The sequence below is a fragment of the Mycobacterium sp. NGS63 genome, assembly GCF_059812295.1.
Map to the genome: position 1 here is coordinate 362741 of NZ_JCALCJ010000003.1, position 20688 is coordinate 383428.

Here is a 20688-nt window from a genome sequence, read left to right on the forward strand (position 1 = left end):
ACTCTGCCTTTTATGAAGCCTGCAACGCAGCGACTCGAGGGCAAGCGGATCCTGGTGACGGGCGCCGCGTCGGGCATCGGACAGGCCACCGCGCTGCGCCTGCTCGACGAGGGCGCCGCTGTGGTGGCCGCCGACGTCGCCGAAGACGGCCTGGCCACCACCAAGGCGCGGGCGGAGGAGGCCGCGACGGCCGAGCGCCTCACCACCCTTCCGATGGACGTCGGCAACGAGGACTCGGTGATCAACGGCGTGTGCGCGGCCGTCCAGGCGCTCGACGGATTGGATTCGCTGGTCAACGCCGCCGGCATCCTGCGCGCCGCGCACACCCACGAGACCAGCCTGGAGCTGTGGAACCGGATCGTCGCGATCAACCTGACCGGGACGTTTCTCGTGGTGCGCGAAGCGCTTCCAACGCTGCTGGCGAATCCGCGCAGCGCGGTCGTGAACTTCAGCTCGACGTCGGCGTCGTTCGCGCATCCCTACATGGCGGCCTACGCGGCGAGCAAGGGCGGAATTCAGGCGTTCACCCACTCGCTGGCGCTCGAGTACGCCAAGGACGGCCTGCGCGCGGCGTGCGTGGCGCCCGGCAGCGTCAAGTCCGGAATCACCGACGCCACAGGGGGATACATCCCCAAAGACGCGGACTGGTCGTTGTTTCCCAGGCTCATGCCGATCCTGCCCACCACCGTCGAATCCAGCGGGACCGGGATGGCCGAGCCCGGCGCCATCGCCGGCGTCATCGCCATGCTGGTGTCCGACGACGGCGCCTGGATCACCGGCACCGAAATCCGCATCGACGGCGGCACGCACGCTTAGCCCGTTGACCTCATGCGACACGGTGAGGAAAGCGGGCTGGGGCGGGTTGCGCTCGTGCGGGCTATGTCGGGTTGGGATTTCGCCAGTCTGCGAAGCGGATATCGCTACTCGGATCGGCGGCGTCACGTTCGAGTGCTTCGATGTAACCCGGCTGGTTTCTGAGCGCGTCCTCTAAGGCGGTACGCACAACGGCCGGAGTGAGGGTGACAGTGCCATCCGGGCTGGTGGTGACCAGATAGACGCTATGTTGGGCTGCCTTGGGGAGAGTGATTCGCCGACGGCTGTCAACTTCGATCAGGTCCATGGGTTCACTCCCTCGACGCGGCCTCATCCCTGCGATTTCATTCCGCTATAGCTCCACTATAGGTTTCCACACCCCATCGGTCCAATGGGGAAAGCGGGTTTCGGGGTATCAGGGAGGATGGGTGTTAAGGTGGGGGGTCGGTCTGTTGGCATCGAAAGGCGCCCATGCCTCTTTTCTTCGCGCCGGTCGCAGCGGACCGCTCGCGGTCCTTGGCCGCCAGCACGCACGATTACGAACGAGCGGTTCGCGCGGCCATTGCTCAGGTTCTGGGAGATCTTGATGCGCATCCTGAGCTGCACCGAGTTGGGGCCAGCCAGTTTCGTACAACGCCGACTACCTGGGCTCGCACCGTGGAGGTCGGCGAAGGAGCGAGTTGGATGGTTGTCTGGACGACCGGCAAAACTCCCGGTGATATTCGGATCCTGCGCATCGAACCCGCCCCGTCTATGAGTTGAGACCCGTTAGGGCGTAAGGGAATACCTTATCAACTGAGGGAAGCCGGCGACGCCGCTGTCGATCGCTCGGATCGCCGCTCAGTTAACGCAGGGCACCCCGCCGCCGTCGATCGGCTTGCCCTGATCGGGCGTCGGGTAGGTGGTCGTGGTGCCGTTGTAGTAGTACGTGTTGGACCTGCTGGTGGTCGTGGTGGTCGTCGTCGTGTCGTCCGTCGTGGTCTCGTCCGCCGCCGGCATCGAAAAGTTGGTATCCACGATCACCCGGATGTGCCCGGGCTCGAGGCTGCTGTCCGGTTGCTTGGGCGCGTCGAGCCCCAGCAGCGTCGCCACGTTGCGCGCGTCGGTTTCCGCGCCGGCGCCGTACTCGATGGCGGTGGCGGTCGGCTCACCCGAATTGCGGTCGCGCACTTGGCCCGCGGTGTAACCGTGCTTTTTCAGGCTGCGGGACACCTCGGACGCCATGCCGCTCATGCTGCCGGCATTGATCACGTCGACGACGGTCGACGGGCTGGGTTTGGCCGCGGTGGTGGCGGGCGTGGTCGACGGCGGCGGCGCGCCGATCGCCGCGGCCACCTCGGCCTTGATCGCCGCCGGGTCGATGATGTTGACGTCCTGGCCGTCGATGTTGTCGTAGCGCACCACCGGCAGCGTCCGGAATTCGACGTTGCCGCTGGAGAAGAGCGTGCCCAGGCGCTGGATCAAGTCCTCGTCCCAGCCCGACGACAGCACCACGTCCTTGCGCGCCACCGCCATCAGGCTCTTGAGCTTGTCGATGTTGGTGAAGGTGCCCGAGGCCTGCAGTTCCTGCATGACCGACGAGATGAACGCCTGCTGCCGATGGGTGCGGTCCAGGTCCCCGTTCTCCAGCCCGTGCCGCTGCCGGACGAACGAAAGCGCTTGGGAGGCATCCAGTCTCTGGCGCCCCGCGGGGAAGTCGGCGCCGGAATACGAGTCGTAGACGGCGTGGTTCAGGCACACGTCCACGCCGCCCAGGCTTTGGGCCAGGTCGTAGAAGCCGGCCAGGTTGACTTCCGCGAAATAGTCGATGGGCACGCCGGTCAGGCTGCGCACCGCGCGCAGCGTGGCCGCCCGGCCCGCCTCGCGGCCCTTGGTCTCGAGTTCCTTCTGGCTGCTGGTGCCCTGATTGGCGAGCTTGTTCGCGACGTACTGCTTGGTGAGCCCGTACGCCTCTTTGATCTTGATGTGGTTGTAGCCGGGAACGCCGTTGAACGGCACCCAGTCGTCGCGGGGGATCGAAAAGGCGACGACCTTGTTGTCCGCCCCGATGTGCACCAGGATCAGCGTGTTGGTGTTGTAGCCGCCGTCGTCGGAATCGCCGGCGTGCAAATGCTTCAGGATCGACCAGGGCAGGTCGTTGCCGTCCTGGTCTTTGCGCGAGTCCAGCCCGATGAGCAAGATGTTCATGTTGTCGCCGCTGGAGCGCGGGTCCTCCGGCGACAGCGCCTCGGAAATCGTGATGCCGCCGAACGCCCCGTGGGCGACGTAATAGCCCGCCCCGGTCATCAGCACCGCCCCCACCGACACCAGCGCCATCGCGGCACGGGTCAGCCCCTTGCGCAGCCGCGACGGTCGCCGAACGGCGCGATGGCGGCGATGAGCACCGCCAGAGCGTGACATCAAAAACCTCGTCCTATTACCAGCGCACCACCCGTCACCGCAATAGCGGGTTGCGGTGATGTCGCTTGCAGCATGCCGTCAAGTATGCGTGAGCTTGCTGTGATCGCTCTAATGGAGCAGCCTGATGTAACCAGGGTCACCCGGGGGAAACGCACCGATCTCGCCGCGAAGATCCGGCCGCTACCAGCGGTTTTGATGACCGGCGCCGGGCCCGTCCGCCCGCGCGTCTCAACACGGTCTCGGGAGGGGCACATGGCCGAGGAGATCGAACCCAACTTGTCACCGGGCCGATACCCGCCGCGGGCGCGCGCCGGTGCCGGGCGGCGCTTCCAGCGGCTCCCGCCGGGTCTACGGCTGGTGGTCCCGGTCGCGGTGCTGCTGGCCGCGGTCATCGCCGGGTTCTACGTCTGGATGCGGCCGTCGCACGACGACTGGTCTCACCTGCCGGACCGATTGGTTTGCCAGGCGCAGCCCGGCCCGACGCCGCCGCCGGCGTTGACCGTCGCCTCCGTCGGCGTCAGCCATCCCCGGGCCAATGTGCTGCAGCTGGCGGTCCGATTCGCCCAGCCGTTGCCGGCGTCACCCAGCTATGCGGTCAATTACGCCGTCGCCAACGACGGCACCACGTTCGCGCTCCTGAACACGCAGCAGGGCACCGACGAACTCGCGATCCACCGCGCGGACAAGGGCCCGGATGTCCGGGCCGACAAGGGAACTCACGCCGCAAAGACCGCCCCCGACACCGTCGACATCAGCCTGGACCTCACCAGGTTCGGCCTCACCAAAGCGGCGGTGAAGCCATCCGTCACGGTGTCGTCACGGCTGAACGCGCCGCCGGTCACCTACGCGACGCAGGTCTGCCATGGCTAGCGAAAACCGCTGCGCCCGAACATGATTCACCCGTTCCGCACGAGCTCCTCGCCGGACGTGTAGTAGAGGCGGATGTTCGAGCCGGTGATGATTTCGGCGAGGTAGACACCGAGCGGTTCGACCTCGTAGTAGTAATGCACGTTGCCCCCCTGATCCGGCGCGGTGGCGCACGAAAAGCCCGGCGCACCACAGCGTTGCTTGACCGGGATCGCCAGGACGGCGATCAGCAGCGCGACAACAAGCCCGACCACGAGAGGGGCCTGGTGCGATGCGTGCCCGGTTGGCACCGGATGCATCCCCGGAGTGTAGGCCGTTTTGATCCGCGCGCCCGCCGGGTACGCAACCCGGAGCCGATTGGAGGGCCGATCATGAATGACACAGTGGCACCGGAGCCCGGCACCCCGGGCGAGACGCCCGAGCGGCTGACGCCGGCAGAGCCGCCCGAACGGCTCACGCCGGCAGAACCCCCGGAGCGGCTCACGCCCGCGGACCCGCCGGAGCCCCAGACACCGCAGTGATGACCTCGATAGGGAGGGAGGCAGCGCATGCGCGCTGAAGAAGGCGACGAAACGGTCGGCGATTACGCCGCCAAGGGCGAGCAAACCCTCGGCCGGATCAAGGACTCCCAACGCGCGGGGAGCCCCCTGGGCAGGCTGGTCCGCCGGATCACCAAGGTCCTCGGGACCGGCAAGCATTCCGCCGCGTGACGAAACCGCCGGGAGATTTCGAGCGCGTCTTACTATCTCCTGGTGACCCCAGCGCCCGCGGCACCTGAAACGTTCTCGACCGAAGGGCCCGGCGGCGTGCGAATCGTCGCCGACCGCCTGGGCGATCCGCGGGCGCGTGCGGTGGTGTTCCTGCACGGCGGCGGGCAAACCCGCCGCTCGTGGGCCAAGGCCGCCCGCGCCGTCGCCAAGCACGGCTGGCAGGCCGTCACCATCGACCTGCGCGGGCACGGCGAATCCGACTGGTCGGACGAGGGCGACTACCGCGTCGTCAGCTTCGCCGCCGACGTCGCCGAGGTGCTGCGCACGCTGCCACCGCGGCCGGTGCTGGTCGGCGCGTCGCTCGGCGGGTTCACGTCGATGCTGCTGGAAGGCGAGCTCTCGCCCGGCACGGCCAGCGCGGTCGTGCTCGTCGACATCGTCCCCAACATGGAGCAGTCCGGCGCGAACCGGATCCACGCGTTCATGGCCGACCGGGTGGAGTCGGGGTTCGGCTCACTCGAAGAGGTCGCCGACGCCATCGCCGAATACAACCCCCACCGGCCGCGGCCCACCGATCTCGAGGGCCTGACCACCAACCTGCGCCGCCGCGGGGATCGGTGGTATTGGCATTGGGACCCGCAGTTCATCAGCGGCACCGCGGCATTTCCCCCGTTCGAGGTCACCGACCCCGACCGCATGCACAACGCCGTCGAGGCGATCCTGCGCAACGGCGTGCCGATGCTGCTGATCCGGGGTCAGGTGAGCGACCTGGTCAGCCAGGAGCGCGCCGACGAATTCCTGGCGCGCTTCCCGCAGGTCGAGTTCGCCGACGTGCGCGGCGCGGGGCACATGGTCGCCGGCGACCGCAACGACGTCTTCGCCGACGCCGTCCTGAAATTCCTCGCCCGGCACGTGGACGCCGGATGACCCGCCGATAAGCGCACGGCATCCCAGTTCCCCGCTGCCCGAGCGGGTTCGGGGAGCGCGCTGTTACCATGCTGGCCGACACGAAGAGAGGCGGGGCGGCCATGCGGTGGTTGCGAGGGGCGGGGATGGTCGGTGCGGTGGCCGTCGCCGTGATGACGTCGGCGACCCCGGTGGGCGCCAGCCCGGGCGCGATGCCGGGCATGAAAGTGGAGGATGAAAACAGCTCGTGCACATCGGGTTTCGCGGCCCAGGGCGATGACGGCAGCTACTACCTGATGACCAGTGGGCACTGCGACGCCCACGACGGTTCGGTATGGACCTACGGCGACGACGTCCCGCTGGGCACGATCAGCGCCAGCGAGCATGAAGGCGACAGCAGGGACGCCGCCATCATCCGCCTCGACCCCGGCATCGGCGCGCCCGTAGGACACGTCGGCGGCCGCTATGTGGTCCGGGATGTGTTGAGCGCGAACCAGATTCGGGCGGGCATGCCGTTCTGCAAGATCGGCGCGGTCACCGGCGAGACGTGCGGCGTGGTCAAGGACGTGACGGGCGACGTCGTCGAGGCCAGCGTGTACAGCCTCAACGGCGACAGCGGCAGCCCGGGTTTCGTGAAAAACCCCGACGGCACCGTCAGCGCGGTCGGCCTCTTGACGTCGTCCCCGGACGGCGACGACTACACCACGTACTTCGCCGCCATTGATCCCCTGCTCGGCCGGTGGGGCTTGCATGTCCTGCCCTGACGGGCGATTCGTCCGGCTCGGGCACGACGCCGGCGTGGTCACCATCGAGTTGATCAACTCCAAGCCACTCAACATCATCGGCACCGGCGCGATCGAGGAGCTGACGGAGGCGTTCGGCCGGCTCGGCCACGACGCCGACGCGCGGGTGGTCGTGTTGCGCGGGGCCGGTGACAGGGCGTTCATCGGCGGAGCCGACATCAACGAGATGGTCGCCCTCGACCGGTCCAGCGCCGAGGAGTTCATCCGCGGCCTCGCGGGGCTGTGTGAGGCGATTCGCGACTGCCCCGTCCCGGTCATCGCCCGGCTCGCCGGCTGGTGCCTCGGCGGCGGCCTCGAGGTCGCCGCGTCCTGCGATCTGCGGATCGCGGAGTCGCAAGCCAAGTTCGGCATGCCGGAAGTGGCGATCGGCATTCCGTCGGTCATCCACTCGGCGTTGCTGCCGGCCCTGATCGGCGCCTCCCACGCGGCGTGGCTGCTGCTCACCGGCGAGACGATCGACGCCGGCACCGCCGCCGCCTGGGGCCTGGTGCACGAGGTCGTCGCCGCCGACCAACTCGACCACCGCATCGCCGCACTCGCCACCAAGCTCAGCGGGTTCGGCCCGCACGCGGTCCGCCAACAAAAGAGCCTCCTCAACAACTGGTTCGATATGACGGTTCAGGGCGCCATCGAGGACAGCATCGAAAAGTTCGCCCTGGCATTCCTGACCGGCGAGCCGCAACAACACATGCGGGCGTTTCTCTCGCGCAAGAAAGGCTCTTAGCCGCCACGAAAATTCGCCGACGACAAACGAAACCCAATTTCGCGAATTCTTCGACCGAATTGACCCTCGCGCCTGGACCAGTAGTCTGAGCACGAGTTCACCGAAGGGGGGGCGGCGATGCCGGGGAGCTCGCCGGGGCACGTGTTATGTCGTTCAAATACATAATCGTTCCCGCGCTGATCGCCGCGGCCGGTGGCGATCCGTGGGCCGTCAACGAGAGCCTGCAGGTCGGCCGTCCGGCACAGATTTCCGCGTTAGCCACGGCCTTTCACGGCGCCGGCCGGTCCACCGCCGAGGCCGACGCGACGTTCGATCAGGCCCGTCGCCGCTTCGAGGCGGCCTGGACTCACGAAAACGGCGACAACCCGATCAACGACGCCGCCGAGGTGCAGCGCACCGCGCGGGAGCTGGGCGCTCAGTCCGAGCAGCTACCGAAGATCGGAGCCCATCTCGAAGAGGTCGCCGCCGCCCTGGCCGAGGCGCAAAAGGACGGGAAGGCCACGATCGCGGGCCTGGACGCGTCGTTGCACGAGCTCGACGACATGATCGACCAAGCCGTCCGGATGAAGACGGACCCCAAACTCACCGCCGCCGATCGCAGCGCGCTCGACGCCTTCATCGACATCTGCGAAGAGGACGCGGTGCAGGTCACCAAACGCGCGCTGGACCATTTGCACGGGGTGCGCAACGGCTACACGCAGACCCTGCAGAAGGGCCAGTCGAACCTGGCCACGGACGGCTACGACCCGGCCCGCGTCTGGGGCGTCGACGGCCACGAGGCCGAGACGCCGGACTCGGCCGAACACGACGTGCGCGCCGCCCTCGGCGGCGACAAGGGCGCCGCGTCGCGCGTCAACGGGGTGCTGGGCTCGATCACGCCCGACCAGCTGGCCGGCAAGGTCCCGCTGACCGCCGAGCAGGCGTCGGTGCTCAGCCAGCTGCAGGCCCAGCAGCACGGCATGTCCATCGACGCGCTCAAGACCGCCGAACAACGCCTGGGCGACGACAAGCGCATGATCGGCGACTCGTGGCAGCTGATGAGCAACCCCAACCTGGTCTTCCCCAAGACGCCGTTGAAGGTGGGCGCCAAGCAGGGGACCGACACGGTGCGAGGGGGCATGTCGCAACTGCCCGACAGCGTGCAGCAGACGCTGGACACCACGCAACCGGGCTGGATGTATGCCGACCAGACCAGGACGGTCGCCGACATCGTCCGGGACGGCAACCCCGCGCTGCAGCACAACACCGGGATCGACCAGGGCCTGCTGCACAAGGGGGCGATGATCATGACGCAGGACTGGTCGCGCAACACCTTCGACCCGACGGTCGAGTCGGTGTTCTGGGCGGCCGGCCGCGACCACGAGGCCGTCAACTGGATCGTCAACCAGCAGGGCGTGTGCGACCAGTCGACCCAGGATTTCCTGCAGAACATCACCCACCACGCCTGGTCCGACGGGGGCGACGCCGCCGGGTCGTTGTTCAGCTGGACCAGGGACGCGTCCGGCCCGGAAGCCCAGATCGCCGGGCAAACCGCCCAGACCTACGCGGCCTACCTCGGCTCGCACTCCCACGAACTGCTGGACCTGCCGGGCCACCACACCCTCGGCCAGGTCGACCCCAAGCTGACGCAGGCGTTCGCCACCGGGCTGTCGCCCTACGTCTCCAACATCGCCGGCGGCACCAACGACCTGTCGCCGTATTTCCACACGCCGGATACCAACACCGACGTGGAATCCAAGCTGCCGATCGCCAAGGGCATTTTCTCGGTGCTCAGCACGGACAAGGACGCGTCCAACATCTTCAACGGCGCGGCCATGCAGCAGATCATGGCGGACCAGAACCGCTACGCCGAGGCGGTGGCGCAACACGTGCCCGGCGCCGTCGCCAACGACGCCGATCTGCAGCAGGCCGCGACGCTCAAGGGCTTGGTCGACGTCGGGGTCAACAACGCGGTGCACGCCGAAGGGCTCAACGGCGCCCAACAGGCCAGCGAGGCCTACTCCCGGAAGGAGTCGGCGTACAACTCGGTGGTCAAGGGCGGCAGCACCGCCTTGGGGCTGGCCGGCAAGACGCTGCCACCGCCCTACAACCTGATCGGCACGATCGGCGGCCCGGCACTGACGATGGGCGGAAACGCGTTGGAGCAAGACATCATCGGCGCGCCGCCCTCGTCGACCGCGCCTCACGACGTCGTCATCCCGCACATGCCGGACAGCACCGCATACGCACAGGTGCTCGACGGGCTGGTCGCCAACCGCGTCCCGACGGGACTGGCGCCCCAGTTCTTCGCCCCGGACGTCCCCGGCGATCCCCGCAGCCCGCTGCACATCGCCACTTACGATGAATACGTCAACAACTGCAAACACTTTCAAGGGGCACCGACGCTCAATGACTACCAATACAACCAGGCCCTCAAAAACACGGTGCAGGTAATATTGGGTGACGGCACGGTAATCCCGCACATGCAACATCAATACGACGCCGTGACGCAGATACCCGACCCCTAGGAACAGGTTCGTGAATTCATTGCGCCAAGGCTTTCTCGCGCCCGTGCTCGCTGCGGCGGTTTGCGCGGTTTTTGCGGCCTGCGGTTCTCCGGCCGTCCGGCACCCCGCGGCGCCGCCGCCCAAGGTCCCGTGGACGGGAAACCACGCGGAAGACCGGGTGGTCTGGAGCGCCGATCCGGGGATAGATCTGCTCACCGGGGCGCCGGTGGTGGTGCGCGCCTACATCGAATCGGTCGTGTTGGCGGAAACCGACGGCGACATCGGCTACGTCTATCCCGGGTTCACCCGCGCGGTGCCGCCCAACGCTCCGGAGGGTCAACCGGACAGCACCCGTGACCGCTGGCCCAACACCGAGCACCCCAACCGCGACCGCATCGTGGGCACCGGCCGCTACCACGTCCTGCGCATCGACACGGCTGGACGTCAGGTGACCGCCGTCGTGTGCGGCTGGGGGTATGGCGAGGCGATCGACCTCGGCAACGGGACGTACGGCTCGAGGAGCACCGTGCCCGCAACCGATCCCACGGCCGGGCTCGCTTTGCGCTGGATCCGGATGACCGCGCCAGAACACAGCCCATCGCCGGCCCTGCCGCCCCAGAAAGGGCCCGCCGCCGCGCCCGTCGACGACGTGTTCGGCGGCTGGCAGATAAACGGCTACCTCACAGCGGATCCCGCGATGAAGAACAACCTCAACCCGGGCGAGTGGCCCTCGGAACCGGCCGATGCCCGGTCCTGCGTGGACACGGCGCCCGACCCGTTGGAACGCCGGCTGTACCTCCTCAACGGTGTGCATCCCCGCTCGGACTTTCCCACCCTGGCGCCCTATCCCGGCTGGCCCGCCGCGGGCCCCCAATAGCGGCACCCGTTTTCGCCCGTTTTCAGTTGCTTCCAGTTGCGCCGATCCGCACCCTTTTCGAACGCGAGACTCCATGATGTCTAGTACGCGTTGGCAGTTCGGGGGGGATAGGCGATGTCATTCATGCTGGTGGCACCGGAGATGTTGGAGACCGCTGCCGCGGACGCAGCGCGGATCGGTTCGGCGGTGCGCGCCGGCAATCTGGCCGCGGCCATTCCGACGACCGGGCTGGCGGCGGCCGGCGCCGACGAGGTGTCGGCGGCGATTGCGGCGCTGTTCGGCGCGCACGCCCGGGAGTACCAGGCGGCCGCCGCGCAGGCGGCGACCTACCACGAGCAGTTCCTGAGCACCCTGACCGCCGCGGCGTCGACGTACGCGAGCGCCGAGACGGGCATCGCCTCCAGTCTTACGTCGGCAACCTCCGACGGATTCCAGACGTTCGTCTACGGCCCGATCCACGGGACGGGCCAGGCCTGGATCGCCAGCCCGCTCGGCCGGGCGCTCGACCCGATCATCAACGCGCCCACCGAGTTACTGCTCGGGCGCGACTTGATCGGCAACGGTGTCGCGGGGACGGCGGCATCCCCCACCGGCGGGCCGGGCGGCCTCTTCTTCGGCGACGGCGGGCCCGGCTATTCGCCCACCGGGGGCGTGGGATCCGCCGGGGGCGCCGGGGGCGCCGCCGGGTGGATCGGCAATGGCGGTGCGGGTGGCACGGGCTTCACCGGCGGCGCCGGCGGCGTCGGCGGCATCGGCGGTTGGTTGATGGGCAACGGCGGCATGGGCGGCGGCGGTGGCGTCGGGGCCAACGGCGGCACCGGCGGCCACGCGTTCTTCCTCGGCAACGGCGGCCTCGGCGGACCCGGCGGCCCCGGCGGTGGCGTCGACGGGGCCGCGGGTCGCGGCGGGTTGTTCGTCGGCACCGGCGGCCCGGGCGGCCCCAGCGGGCCGGTCATCCAGATCGACTTCGTGCGGCACGCCCAGTCATTGGGCAACGCAGCAAACCTGATCGACACCGCGGTGCCGGGGGCCCCACTCACTGCGCTGGGGCTGGGTCAGGCCAACACCATTGCGGGAGTGCTGAATTCGCAAGGCCCGTTCGCCGGGATCTTCGAGTCGCAGTTGATCAGGGCCCAGCAGACGGCCGCGCCGCTGGCCGGGATGACGGGGATCACCCCGCAGGTGTTGCCCGGGCTGAACGAAATCAGCGCCGGCATTTTCGAGGGCATGCCCCAAATCCCCGCGGGCGTCATGTATCTCGTCGGCCCCCTGGCGTGGACGTTCGGATTCCCCCTCGTGCCGAACGTGGGGCTGGGCACCCAATTCAACGGGGCGATGTTCGACCAGGGCTTCACCAGCGCGCTGCAATCGATGTATGCCAACGCGTTGGCCAACCCAATCGTCGCCGCGAACGGCAAGGTCACCGAGGTCGCATTCTCGAGCGCGTTCGCGATCGAGACCGGCACGCTGATGAACGTCAACAACCCCAACCCCTTGCTAATGCTCACCCACTCGCTGCCCAACACCGGCGTCGTCCAGGTCCAGGGCAACCCCACGGACGGCTGGACGCTGGTGAGTTGGGACGGAGTTCCGGTCGGGCCGCCGACGCTGCCGACCAAGCTGTTCGTCGACGTGCGCAACCTGGTCACGGCGCCGCAGTTTGCGGCCTTCGACGTCGGGCAGTCCCTGCTCAGCGGCGATCCGGCGACGATCGTCGACGCGGTGCGCGGCGGCATCAACGGGGTCGGCGCGGCGGCGTTCAACTTCCCCTACGCCGTCACCCGCGACCTGATGGACGCGGTCGCGGGCACCAGCATCAGCGGGCTGCAGACCGAGCTGAGCGGACTGATCTGAGCGCCCAATCCGGCTTGCGCTCAGCAGTTTTCGCGTGAGATCAGCCGGTTGGTTTCCGCGGAGGCGGGTGCCTCGAGGAAGCCCGCGAGGCCGTCGACCGCGGCGCTGACGAACAGCGCGAACGGGGCGACGGAATCGTTGCGCCGGATCGCGCGCTCGCGCTCGGCCGCGAGGTGGACGGCCAGGTCCTGGGCCTGCCTGATCCGCATCGAGCGCGCCGGCTCCGGGAGGTGCGGCAGGACCCCCCGCATCCGGGAGGCGAACTCCTCCTGGGACTTCATTGCGTCGGCCTGGTGCAGGAACACGTCGACCGCGCCCGCGCGCTGCAGCTGCTCGATGAACGACACGTATGAGCTGTCCGGCGATTCCGCCAACTCGATCAGCGGCAGGATGTGCGCCTCGAGCTGGGCCCGCAGATCGTCGGGATTCGCGCGGGCCCGCAGCAGCGCGCGGCGCTGCATGAGGTCGTCGAGGCGGTAGGTGAAGATCGCCCGGAGCAGATCGTCCTTGGAGCCGAAGTGATACCGGATCGCCGAGTTGTTCGACGAACCCGCCTCGATCGAGATCTGGCGCAACGAAACTCCGGCCAGCCCGTGCTCGGCGAAAAGCCGCTCGGCCGCCAGCAGCAGCTGCAGCGCGGTTGCCGGAGGGGGTCCGGTCCGGGTGGTCACCATCAGATCATCGCGCACCGGAATTCTCCGGATCGTCGAGACGCATCGCCTCGATGGTGGCCGTGCTCATCTGGAGGGCCGCCCGCAGCAGCCGGGCGGAATCGCGCCCGACCAGGTCGGTGAGGATGCCGACGTCCTTGGCCAGCAGCGCCCCGGCGAGTTCGGCCATCACCGCAAGGCTGTGCCCCGAGTTGGCGACCACCTCGCCCGCGTAGCTGCGCCCGCTGCCCGTCGACAGGACCTCGGTCAGGGCCTCGAGGTCCACGCCGAGACCGGCGGCGGCGCCGAAGGTGCTGGCGGCCAGGCCGAGCTGCGCGGTGAACAGCGCATTGTTCAGCAGCTTCGCGGTCAGGCCGGCGCCCAGACCGCCGAGGTGCACGATCGGGTTCGCGTAGGTATCGAAAACCGGCCGGCACCGCGCGACCGCGTCCTCGTCGCCGCCCACCATCACCAAAAGCGCTTTCGCCGCGGCCATGTGGCCGCCGCCGGAAACGGGGGCGTCGACGAAATGCATTCGGGGGAAGTCATTTTGGAGGCGGCGGCAGGTGTCGGGATGAACGGTGCTGTGGATCACCACGATTCCGCCCGGTGCCATTCCCGCGAGCGCTCCGTCGTCCCCGCGCAGGACCTCGTCCACGTCGGCATCGTCGATCACGCAGAGGCACAACACATCCGAGGCGGCGCCGAGCGCGCGGCGGTCCGGCGCGTAGCCGGCGCCGGTGCCGTCGTACGGGCCGAGGGACTCGGGGCGGCGCGCCCACAGCGTGGTGGGAAACCCGTCTTCGACGATCCTGCGCGCCATCGGCCCGCCCTGGGACCCGAGGCCGACGAATCCGACTTTCAGGCCGGTCACCGTTGCTCCGCGATGCTCGCCTGCAGGTACGCCTCGATGTCTTTCGCGCGCGCCAGCAGCGACTCGTGCACCTCGGGCGCGGTCACGACCAGGAATCGCCCCGCCTCGACCGCGTCGGCGGTCAGCGTGCCGACCTCCTCCGCGCTCACCAGCGCGTGTGCCGGGGCGCGCGGTGTCGCCGGCGCATCGCCGTACACGGTGATCCCCTCGAGGATGTTCGTGATGACCCCGGAGGGGCACAGGCAGGTCACCCCAACACCTTTCGGGCCGAGGTAGGTCGCCAGCGCCTCGGAGACCCCGACGATCGCGTGCTTGGACGCCACATAGGGCAGTCGATCGAAACCGTAGCTCAGCAGCCCCGAGGCCGAGGCCGTGTTGACGACGTGGCCGCGGCCCTGGGCGATCAACCCGGGCAGGAACACTCGGTTGCTGCGCGCGATGCTCAACAGGTTGACGTCGATCGTGCGAGTCCACGCCTCGTCGGGCAGCGTCTCGGGGGCGCCGACCGCCAGCACGCCCACGTTGTTCATCACCAGGTCGATTCGGCCGAACCGCTGCAGCGCGGCGTCCCGAAGCCTTTGCAGGTCCGCCTCGACGGTCACGTTTGCGGTGAGCCCGATCGCCGGGCGCCCGAGGGCGTTCAGCTGCTCGACGACCTCGGCGACCCGCGCTTCCGACCGATCGCTCACGACGACGGATGCGCCGCGTTCGGCGAACGCGACCGCGGTCGCCCGGCCGATGCCACTGCCCGCGCCGGTCAGCACGGCGACCGCGCCGTTGAGGTTGAGGCGCTTGGTCATCCGATACCTACGGCCTTGGTGCGCAGGAACTCGAACAGACCTTCCTGGCCGCCCTCGCGGCCGAAGCCGGAGATGCCGACACCGCCGAACGCGAGCTCGCAGCCGACGACCGGGCTCGCCCCGTTCACGTACACCCCGCCGGCCCGGAGCGCGGTCACCATCCTGGTCACCCGGTCGACGTCCTTCGTGTACACATACGACGCGAGCCCGTAGGCCGTCGAGTTCGCGATCTCGATGGCCTGGTCTTCGGTCTCGAACCGCATGAGCGACAGCACCGGGCCGAACACCTCGACCTGACCGAGCTCCGAGGCCGGGTCCACATCCCCGAGCACCGTCGGTTCCACGAAGAAGCCGTTCGGCAGGTGGGCCGGGGCGCCGCCGCCCGCCAGGAGCTTCGCGCCGTCGCGCTGCGCGCGTTCGATCATGGCCAGGATGCGTTCCTGGGCTTCGCGCGTCACCACGGGGCTGATCACCGTCGCCGGGTCGAACGGATCTCCACACCGCATCCCGCCGACCATCGCGAGGACACGCTCGACGACGTCGTCGTAGATGTCGTTGTGGATGACCATGCGGGACGGGATCGCGCAGCCCTGCCCGGCAAGGGTCCCGAGAACGCTGAAGGCGTTGACGGCCACCGCCGTATCCAGGTCGGCGTCCGGGAACAGGACGTTGGCGGACTTGCCGCCCAGCTCGAGCACGGCGGGCTTGAGGGACTCGGCGCACGCGGCAAGGATTTTGCGCGCCGTCGCCGGTCCGCCGGTGAAGCTGACCTTCTCGACGAGGGGATGGCGTACCAGGGCCTCGCCCGTCGCCGGCCCGCCCAGCACGAGGTTGACCACCCCGTCGGGGATGCCGGCTTCCCGGACGAGACCCATCAGGTGCTCGGTCGCATACGGCGTCAGCTCGGACGGCTTCATCACGACCGCGTTCCCGGCCGCCAGCGCCGGGATCAGCTTCATGCCGACCGACACCACCGGGCCGTTCCAGGTGAGGATGATCCCGACGAGGCCGTACGGTTCGGGCAGCGAGTAGGCCAGCTCGCGCTGGTTCGCCGGGAACGACGTGACACGTCCTTCGACCTTGTCGGCCCAGCCGGCGTAATACGACGTCCAACTGGCCATGATCCCGACGAGGGATTGGCTGATGCCCGCCGTCATCCCGTTGTCCAGCACCGACAACCGGGCGATTTCTGCCGTGTCCCGTTCCATCAGCTCACCGAGCCGGCGCAGCACCCGCGCCCGCTCCGCGGGCCGCCAGGCGCGCCACTCCGCGTAGGCGGCGTGCGCGGCCCGCGCCGCGGCGTCGACGTCGTCCGGGCCGGCCAGGGGCACGGGGCCCTGCGCCTCGCCGGTCGCCGGATAGACGTGCTGGTACAGGCCACCCGAACCGTTCGCGCGCGCCTCGCCGCCGATGTGCAGGTGCACCGCGGGCACGGTCAGGTCAACGCTCATCGGGGTCCTCCGCACGGGTCGCTAAGAAAGGCTACTTATTCCTAAGACACTTGACTTCAAAGGTCAAGTGTGTGCCTAATGCTCGGATGGACGTGCAGGAACTCTTCGACCTCACCGACAAGGTGGCCGTGGTGACCGGCGGCGCCGGCGGCATCGGCGAGGTGTATGCCGACGCGCTGTGCGACGCGGGCGCCTCGGTGGTGATCGCCGACATCAACCTCCACGCCGCGCAGCGCACCGCGGATGCACTGACGGGCAAGGGATTTCGGGCCATCGCGGTGTACCTCGACGTCACCTCCGCCGAGTCGGCCGCCGAGATGGTGTCGGCGGCGGTCGCGGCGTTCGGCGGGATCGACATCCTCATCAACAACGCCGCGGTGATGACCGACCTGCCCCCGTATGGGCTGTCCAACATGCCGATACCGGACTGGGACCGGGTCCTCAACGTGAACCTGCGCGGCCCGCTGGTGTGCACCCAGGCGGTCATCGAGTCGATGACCGCGCGCGGCGGCGGGCGCATCGTGAACGGCCTGTCGGCCGGCGCGTTCATGCCGGGCGGGATCTACGGGGTGTCGAAATACGCCCTGCACGGTTTGACCTGCAACCTGGCGACCGAGCTCGGGTCTCGGGGCATCAACGTCAACGGGATCGCGCCCGGGCTGGTCGACAACGAAAGCGCCTACGTGAGCCTGCCCAAGGACTCGCCGGTCCGCGACATCCTCGGCGCCCAGATCCCGGGCAAGACGTCCGGGCCGCCCGCGGACCTGATCGGGACGATGCTGCTGCTGTGTTCGCCGGCGGGCGACTGGATCAACGGCCAGACGATCTCGGTCGACGGCGGCTGGATCATGCGGTTCTGATGGCCGAGTGGACAACTCGCGAGGAGCGGCGGGCGGTCGCGCGGGCCGAGTACGAGCACATCATGAGGTCCGCGAGCCCGGACCCGGCCGGCGCGTACCTGGAGTCGGGGGTGATCGGGTACGTCTTCGGCGAGATGTGGCGGCGGGGCGTGCTCACGCCCAGGGACCGGCGCTGGATCACCCTGACGTGTGTCGGCGCGGCGGGGGCGGTCACGCCCATCGAGACGCATGTGTACGCGGCGCTGAAGAGCGGGGACATCACGTACTCCGAGTTCGACGAGTTCGTCCTGCACTTCGGAACCCAGGCCGGCTGGCCCAAGGCGTCGGTGCTGCAGATGTACGGAATGATGGCGATCCACAAAATTACCGAGGAAGGCGGTGCGGCGTTGGCGCCGCACGACTTTGAGCTCTGGGCGCAACCCACCGAAGACGGCGCCCGCCGCGAACGCGGCATCGCGGCCTACGAGCAAATACACGGCGCACCACCGCCGCCGGCGTCGACCGCGTTCGGCGGCCGCGCCCGCCTCGACTACCTCTATGGCGAGATCTGGAGCCGGCAGAAATACCTCACCCGCCGCGACCGGCGCATCATCAGCATCTGCGGCGCGGCGTCGACGGCGATCGACGAGGAGGTCACCGAGCACCTCCGGGCCGCCCTCGCCCTCGGGGACATGGCCCGCGACGAGCTCGAGGAACTCGTGGTCCACTTCGCCGTCTACCTGGGCTGGAACCTCGCGCGGCGCCTCGATGACCTGCTGGTCGGTGTCGCGGGCAACCCGGACTTGTGACAACGTCGCGCCGGCATCAGACTGGCTGATATGCGCGATCGCGAGACGATCGACTCGGAGCTGCGGCTCATCGCCCTTCGGCGCCAAGCGATCCGTGAGCAGGGCGGCCAGCCGTCGTCGCTGCGGGTCGACCAGCTGCTCGACGAGCGCCTGGGCCACCTTCCGGAGGTGACCCCGGCGGCCGCCGCCACGGCCGCGGAGGTCACGCGTCGCCGGCGCAAAGGTGGGTTGCGCCGGCTCGGTCCGCTCGCGGTGCTGCCGCTATCCGTTCTCGCCGTCGCCGCCGTTGCGGTGGTCGCGGTGATGTTCGGGGGAGACAAGTCACCGCCGGCCGAGCCGGAGGCGGCGTCACCGCCGTCGAGCGCGCGGCCCCTGCCCGCCGCACCGCAGGCCCACGCTCCGCCGGTGGACATCGTCGACCGGGCGTTGGTCGACACGTTGAAACACGATGGCGTGCCGGTTCCCAGCCAGGAATACGTGACGACCCAGGGGCATGCCGTCTGCGATTTCCTGGCGCACCAACCCAATTACGCCGAGGCGATCGGCTTCGTGCAGCGCTCGACGATCTGGGACGCCGATCAGAGCGCCAACTTCACCGCCGGCGCGGTCGTCTCGTACTGCCCTCAGTACGTGCCCACCAGCGCGGCCCAGACACAGCCGGGCTTCCAGAACACGCTCTCGGATCTGCAAGCCGTCCAAGGCGATCTGCAGCGCATCCAAGGCGATCTGGAAAAGATCCGGGACGGTCTGCCGGCCATCCCGGGCCAGCACTAGCCTCCGCGGGCGTTACGGGTCCGGCGGGGGCGGCGGCGGAGTCCACCGCGTGCCGTCCGTCGTCCATCCGCACGGCAGGTAGTTCACGTGTGGCGGTTGGCCGTCGAACGTAAGGCATTTCGGTGCCCCCGGCGGCGGTGCCGGTGTGATCGGCTGCGTGTCGGCGTGAGCGGCACCCCCGCTGAGTATCAACGCCCCAACGGCAACTGAAATCGCTGCAAACTTCCGCATTTCGGGCTCGGCAAGTGCTAGGACCAACCACTATCAATGCTAGGCGTCAGCGTGGGCGCGGGACCTTGAAAGTTCCTGTGAAACTTGCTCGTTTGGAGCGCGCCGAGCGTGCAGTCACGGCGACAAATCCGCCGAAAACTCGCCATGAGAGCACGTTCGGCGAAGATACTTTTCGCAACGACTCGTCTACGTATGGAAGGGCGCCGACGGATGAACGCTCGGTTATTGGCCGCGGTGGCCGTGGCGCTGGTGGCCGTCGCCGGCCCGGCGAATGCCGACACGGCGACGAAGGAAGACCGTGCCGTCGCGTGGGCCAACAGCAAAGTCGGCTCGAATGATTACCTTTTCGCGTGCGGCCGGTTCGTGGCCAACGCGTACGGCGAGCCCGGCCTTGGCTATCCCTCGGCGCTCGCGTTCCATGATCACCTGGCGACCACCAAACAGATCCGCATGGACGCGAACTTCCCCAAGGGCGCGCTGGTGTTCTCAGAGAGTCCATGGGACATGGAAAGCGGAGCCCACCAGGGCCATGTCGTGATCGCAAGGGGGGACGGCACTTTCGTCTCCGGCGGGGTGGATGAGAGCTCGCAACGCGGCATGCCGGCGGTGGGCGGCGGGAGCAGCGTGCAGATTTTCAAGTCCTGGAACCCGGCCCCCGGCGCGGAATTTCTCGGCTGGGCCGCCCCACCCGCCAACTGGCCGGGCGTGTGACTCACGAATCCGCTTCGATTGTGAACCCTTGGCTTTGGTAGTGAATCCTGGGCGGAAATCTCGCCCGGGTGCCGCCCTACGTTCACAACGAAAGCCATAGATGCACACTCGACGCCGTCAGCTCACCCAGGACGCCCCGGCAGCGTTCGGTGAAAGCCAGAGATTGAGAGAGATTTGAGCCCCCTGTCAGGATTGAACTGACGACCGCTCGCTTACAAGGCGAGTGCTCTACCACTGAGCTAAGGAGGCCGGGTAAGCCAGGGTGCCAGCCTAACGCCTCACTCGTCGCTGTCGATGATCCGTGTGGAGCGCACCGACCGCGACGACGGGCGCCGCGAGGGACGACGACCGGGCAGCGGAATGCGGTCGGCGATGCTGCTCAGCGGGTTGACCACCATGGTCAGCGAGATGACCGCGTCCTGCAGGGTGGCGATGGCCGGCTCCAGCGCCTCCATGCCGGGCGTCAGGCGGGCCAGGGTGTCGGCGACGTCGGCGAGCTGGTCCAGCGGGCCGTGCTTGGCGGTCAGCTTGTCGATCAGCCCGCCCTCGGCGAGCAGCCGCTCGGCCAGCCCGTCCTCCGACAGCACCCGGTCGATCAACCCGTCCTCGGCGAGCAGCTGATCGGCCAGCCCGCCGGGCTGCAACGCGCGCTGCAACCCGCCGCCCTCGGCGGTCAGCCGGTCGAGCAAACCGCCCTCGGAGGTCAGCATGTCCACCACCCCGCCCGGACGCAGCAACCGGTCCAACGGCCCGTCTTGGGCCACGGCGCGGCCCAGCGGCGCGTCGTCGTCCAGCAGCCGCGCCAACCGGTTGGCGCGGGTGATCGCGTCGTCGATGCCGAACATGGCCGCCATCGCGTTGGTCCGCGACTCCCCGGTGGCGGCCTCGCCCAGCGCCTGCTTCGCCACCCCCACCGCCGCCGTCGCGACGTTCAGGCTCGCGTCGGCGGCGGCCAGCCCGGCCCGCGCGGGAGCCGTCGCGAGCGACACGATGCCTTTGGCGAGGTTCATGCCTTCAGAGTCTATTCACGAAACCGCCGGTAAAACCGCATCGTTCCAAGCTCATGCGATGATTTTTGGCAGACTGTTAGCAGACGACTGGCATCGAGC

General features: G+C 68.6%; 22 protein-coding genes and 1 tRNA gene. 14 read left to right on the plus strand and 9 right to left on the minus strand.

The genetic code is table 11. From position 1 onward, the window contains the following. Positions 1–12: 12 nt before the first annotated feature. The gene (locus tag AC5Y4Z_RS08630; protein WP_499962605.1) at positions 13–816 is read left to right on the plus strand and encodes an SDR family NAD(P)-dependent oxidoreductase; all 804 of its coding nucleotides are present in this window, start codon (positions 13–15) and stop codon (positions 814–816) included. A 61-nt stretch (positions 817–877) separates the two neighbouring features. Here AC5Y4Z_RS08630 and AC5Y4Z_RS08635 read toward each other — a convergent pair whose 3' ends face one another. Both AC5Y4Z_RS08635 and AC5Y4Z_RS08640 read right to left on the minus strand, forming a co-directional pair. Then, positions 878–1120: a hypothetical protein gene (locus AC5Y4Z_RS08635; protein ID WP_499962607.1), complete on the minus strand. Its 243-nt coding sequence runs from the start codon at positions 1118–1120 to the stop codon at positions 878–880. Positions 1121–1653: 533 nt separating this feature from the next. Next, positions 1654–3213 (minus strand): LCP family protein, encoded by a 1560-nt coding sequence (locus AC5Y4Z_RS08640; protein ID WP_499962609.1) that lies wholly within the window; start codon positions 3211–3213, stop codon positions 1654–1656. Positions 3214–3465: 252 nt separating this feature from the next. Between AC5Y4Z_RS08640 and AC5Y4Z_RS08645 the strand changes: the two genes are divergently transcribed. Then, positions 3466–4083, plus strand: a complete 618-nt coding sequence (locus AC5Y4Z_RS08645) for a DUF2510 domain-containing protein (protein ID WP_499962611.1) — start codon at positions 3466–3468, stop codon at positions 4081–4083. A 26-nt stretch (positions 4084–4109) separates the two neighbouring features. On the opposite strand, the gene AC5Y4Z_RS08650 is transcribed toward AC5Y4Z_RS08645, so the two are convergent. Further along, positions 4110–4379, minus strand: coding sequence for a hypothetical protein (locus AC5Y4Z_RS08650; RefSeq protein WP_499962613.1), 270 nt, complete (start codon positions 4377–4379; stop codon positions 4110–4112). A gap of 72 nt (positions 4380–4451) precedes the next feature. Between AC5Y4Z_RS08650 and AC5Y4Z_RS08655 the strand changes: the two genes are divergently transcribed. The 8 genes from AC5Y4Z_RS08655 to AC5Y4Z_RS08690 all read left to right on the plus strand — a co-directional run bounded on the left by AC5Y4Z_RS08655 (position 4452) and on the right by AC5Y4Z_RS08690 (position 12440). Continuing rightward, positions 4452–4601: a hypothetical protein gene (locus tag AC5Y4Z_RS08655; protein WP_499962615.1), complete on the plus strand. Its 150-nt coding sequence runs from the start codon at positions 4452–4454 to the stop codon at positions 4599–4601. A gap of 27 nt (positions 4602–4628) precedes the next feature. After that, positions 4629–4790, plus strand: a complete 162-nt coding sequence (locus AC5Y4Z_RS08660; RefSeq protein ID WP_499962617.1) for a hypothetical protein — start codon at positions 4629–4631, stop codon at positions 4788–4790. Positions 4791–4832: 42 nt separating this feature from the next. After that, complete coding sequence (locus AC5Y4Z_RS08665; protein WP_499962619.1) at positions 4833–5717, plus strand: alpha/beta fold hydrolase; 885 nt, start codon at positions 4833–4835, stop codon at positions 5715–5717. Positions 5718–5818: 101 nt separating this feature from the next. After that, complete coding sequence (locus AC5Y4Z_RS08670; RefSeq protein ID WP_499962621.1) at positions 5819–6460, plus strand: S1 family peptidase; 642 nt, start codon at positions 5819–5821, stop codon at positions 6458–6460. Further along, complete coding sequence (locus AC5Y4Z_RS08675) at positions 6447–7223, plus strand: enoyl-CoA hydratase (protein WP_499962623.1); 777 nt, start codon at positions 6447–6449, stop codon at positions 7221–7223. Before AC5Y4Z_RS08670 ends, AC5Y4Z_RS08675 begins: the two co-directional genes overlap by 14 nt. A 146-nt stretch (positions 7224–7369) precedes the next feature. Further along, on the plus strand, positions 7370–9730 hold the full coding sequence (locus tag AC5Y4Z_RS08680; protein WP_499962625.1) for a putative alpha/beta hydrolase: 2361 nt from the start codon (positions 7370–7372) through the stop codon (positions 9728–9730). Positions 9731–9740: 10 nt separating this feature from the next. Further along, positions 9741–10586: a hypothetical protein gene (locus tag AC5Y4Z_RS08685; RefSeq protein WP_499962627.1), complete on the plus strand. Its 846-nt coding sequence runs from the start codon at positions 9741–9743 to the stop codon at positions 10584–10586. Positions 10587–10700: 114 nt separating this feature from the next. After that, positions 10701–12440 carry a PE domain-containing protein gene (locus tag AC5Y4Z_RS08690; RefSeq protein WP_499962629.1) on the plus strand — a complete coding sequence of 580 codons (1740 nt, stop codon included), beginning with the start codon at positions 10701–10703 and terminating at the stop codon, positions 12438–12440. Positions 12441–12460: 20 nt separating this feature from the next. Here the strand turns inward: AC5Y4Z_RS08690 and AC5Y4Z_RS08695 are convergent, their stop codons facing one another. Genes AC5Y4Z_RS08695 through AC5Y4Z_RS08710 form a run of 4 tightly spaced genes read right to left on the minus strand, consistent with a single transcriptional unit; the run spans position 12461 to position 16215 of the window. After that, positions 12461–13129, minus strand: coding sequence for a TetR/AcrR family transcriptional regulator (locus tag AC5Y4Z_RS08695; RefSeq protein ID WP_499962632.1), 669 nt, complete (start codon positions 13127–13129; stop codon positions 12461–12463). After that, positions 13119–13964: an NAD(P)-dependent oxidoreductase gene (locus tag AC5Y4Z_RS08700; protein ID WP_499962634.1), complete on the minus strand. Its 846-nt coding sequence runs from the start codon at positions 13962–13964 to the stop codon at positions 13119–13121. The genes AC5Y4Z_RS08695 and AC5Y4Z_RS08700 overlap by 11 nt, the downstream gene beginning before the upstream one ends. Continuing rightward, positions 13961–14764, minus strand: a complete 804-nt coding sequence (locus AC5Y4Z_RS08705) for an SDR family oxidoreductase (RefSeq protein ID WP_499962636.1) — start codon at positions 14762–14764, stop codon at positions 13961–13963. The genes AC5Y4Z_RS08700 and AC5Y4Z_RS08705 overlap by 4 nt, the downstream gene beginning before the upstream one ends. Next, positions 14761–16215: an aldehyde dehydrogenase family protein gene (locus AC5Y4Z_RS08710; protein WP_499962638.1), complete on the minus strand. Its 1455-nt coding sequence runs from the start codon at positions 16213–16215 to the stop codon at positions 14761–14763. Before AC5Y4Z_RS08710 ends, AC5Y4Z_RS08705 begins: the two co-directional genes overlap by 4 nt. Before the next feature lie 71 nt (positions 16216–16286). Here AC5Y4Z_RS08710 and AC5Y4Z_RS08715 point away from each other — a divergent pair, with 71 nt between their 5' ends. The 4 genes from AC5Y4Z_RS08715 to AC5Y4Z_RS08730 all read left to right on the plus strand — a co-directional run bounded on the left by AC5Y4Z_RS08715 (position 16287) and on the right by AC5Y4Z_RS08730 (position 19579). Next, on the plus strand, positions 16287–17075 hold the full coding sequence (locus AC5Y4Z_RS08715; protein WP_499962640.1) for an SDR family oxidoreductase: 789 nt from the start codon (positions 16287–16289) through the stop codon (positions 17073–17075). Beyond that, positions 17075–17863 (plus strand): carboxymuconolactone decarboxylase family protein, encoded by a 789-nt coding sequence (locus tag AC5Y4Z_RS08720; RefSeq protein ID WP_499962641.1) that lies wholly within the window; start codon positions 17075–17077, stop codon positions 17861–17863. Before AC5Y4Z_RS08715 ends, AC5Y4Z_RS08720 begins: the two co-directional genes overlap by 1 nt. 30 nt (positions 17864–17893) lie before the next feature. Next, positions 17894–18637, plus strand: a complete 744-nt coding sequence (locus tag AC5Y4Z_RS08725) for a DUF732 domain-containing protein (protein WP_499962643.1) — start codon at positions 17894–17896, stop codon at positions 18635–18637. A 456-nt stretch (positions 18638–19093) separates the two neighbouring features. Further along, complete coding sequence (locus tag AC5Y4Z_RS08730) at positions 19094–19579, plus strand: hypothetical protein (RefSeq protein ID WP_499962645.1); 486 nt, start codon at positions 19094–19096, stop codon at positions 19577–19579. 177 nt (positions 19580–19756) lie between these two features. Here AC5Y4Z_RS08730 and AC5Y4Z_RS08735 read toward each other — a convergent pair. Both AC5Y4Z_RS08735 and AC5Y4Z_RS08740 read right to left on the minus strand, forming a co-directional pair. Further along, positions 19757–19828 (minus strand) — tRNA-Thr (locus AC5Y4Z_RS08735). 29 nt (positions 19829–19857) lie between these two features. Next, a complete protein-coding gene (locus AC5Y4Z_RS08740) occupies positions 19858–20589 on the minus strand; it encodes a hypothetical protein (RefSeq protein ID WP_499962647.1) in 732 nt (243 codons plus the stop codon). Positions 20590–20688: the final 99 nt, after the last annotated feature.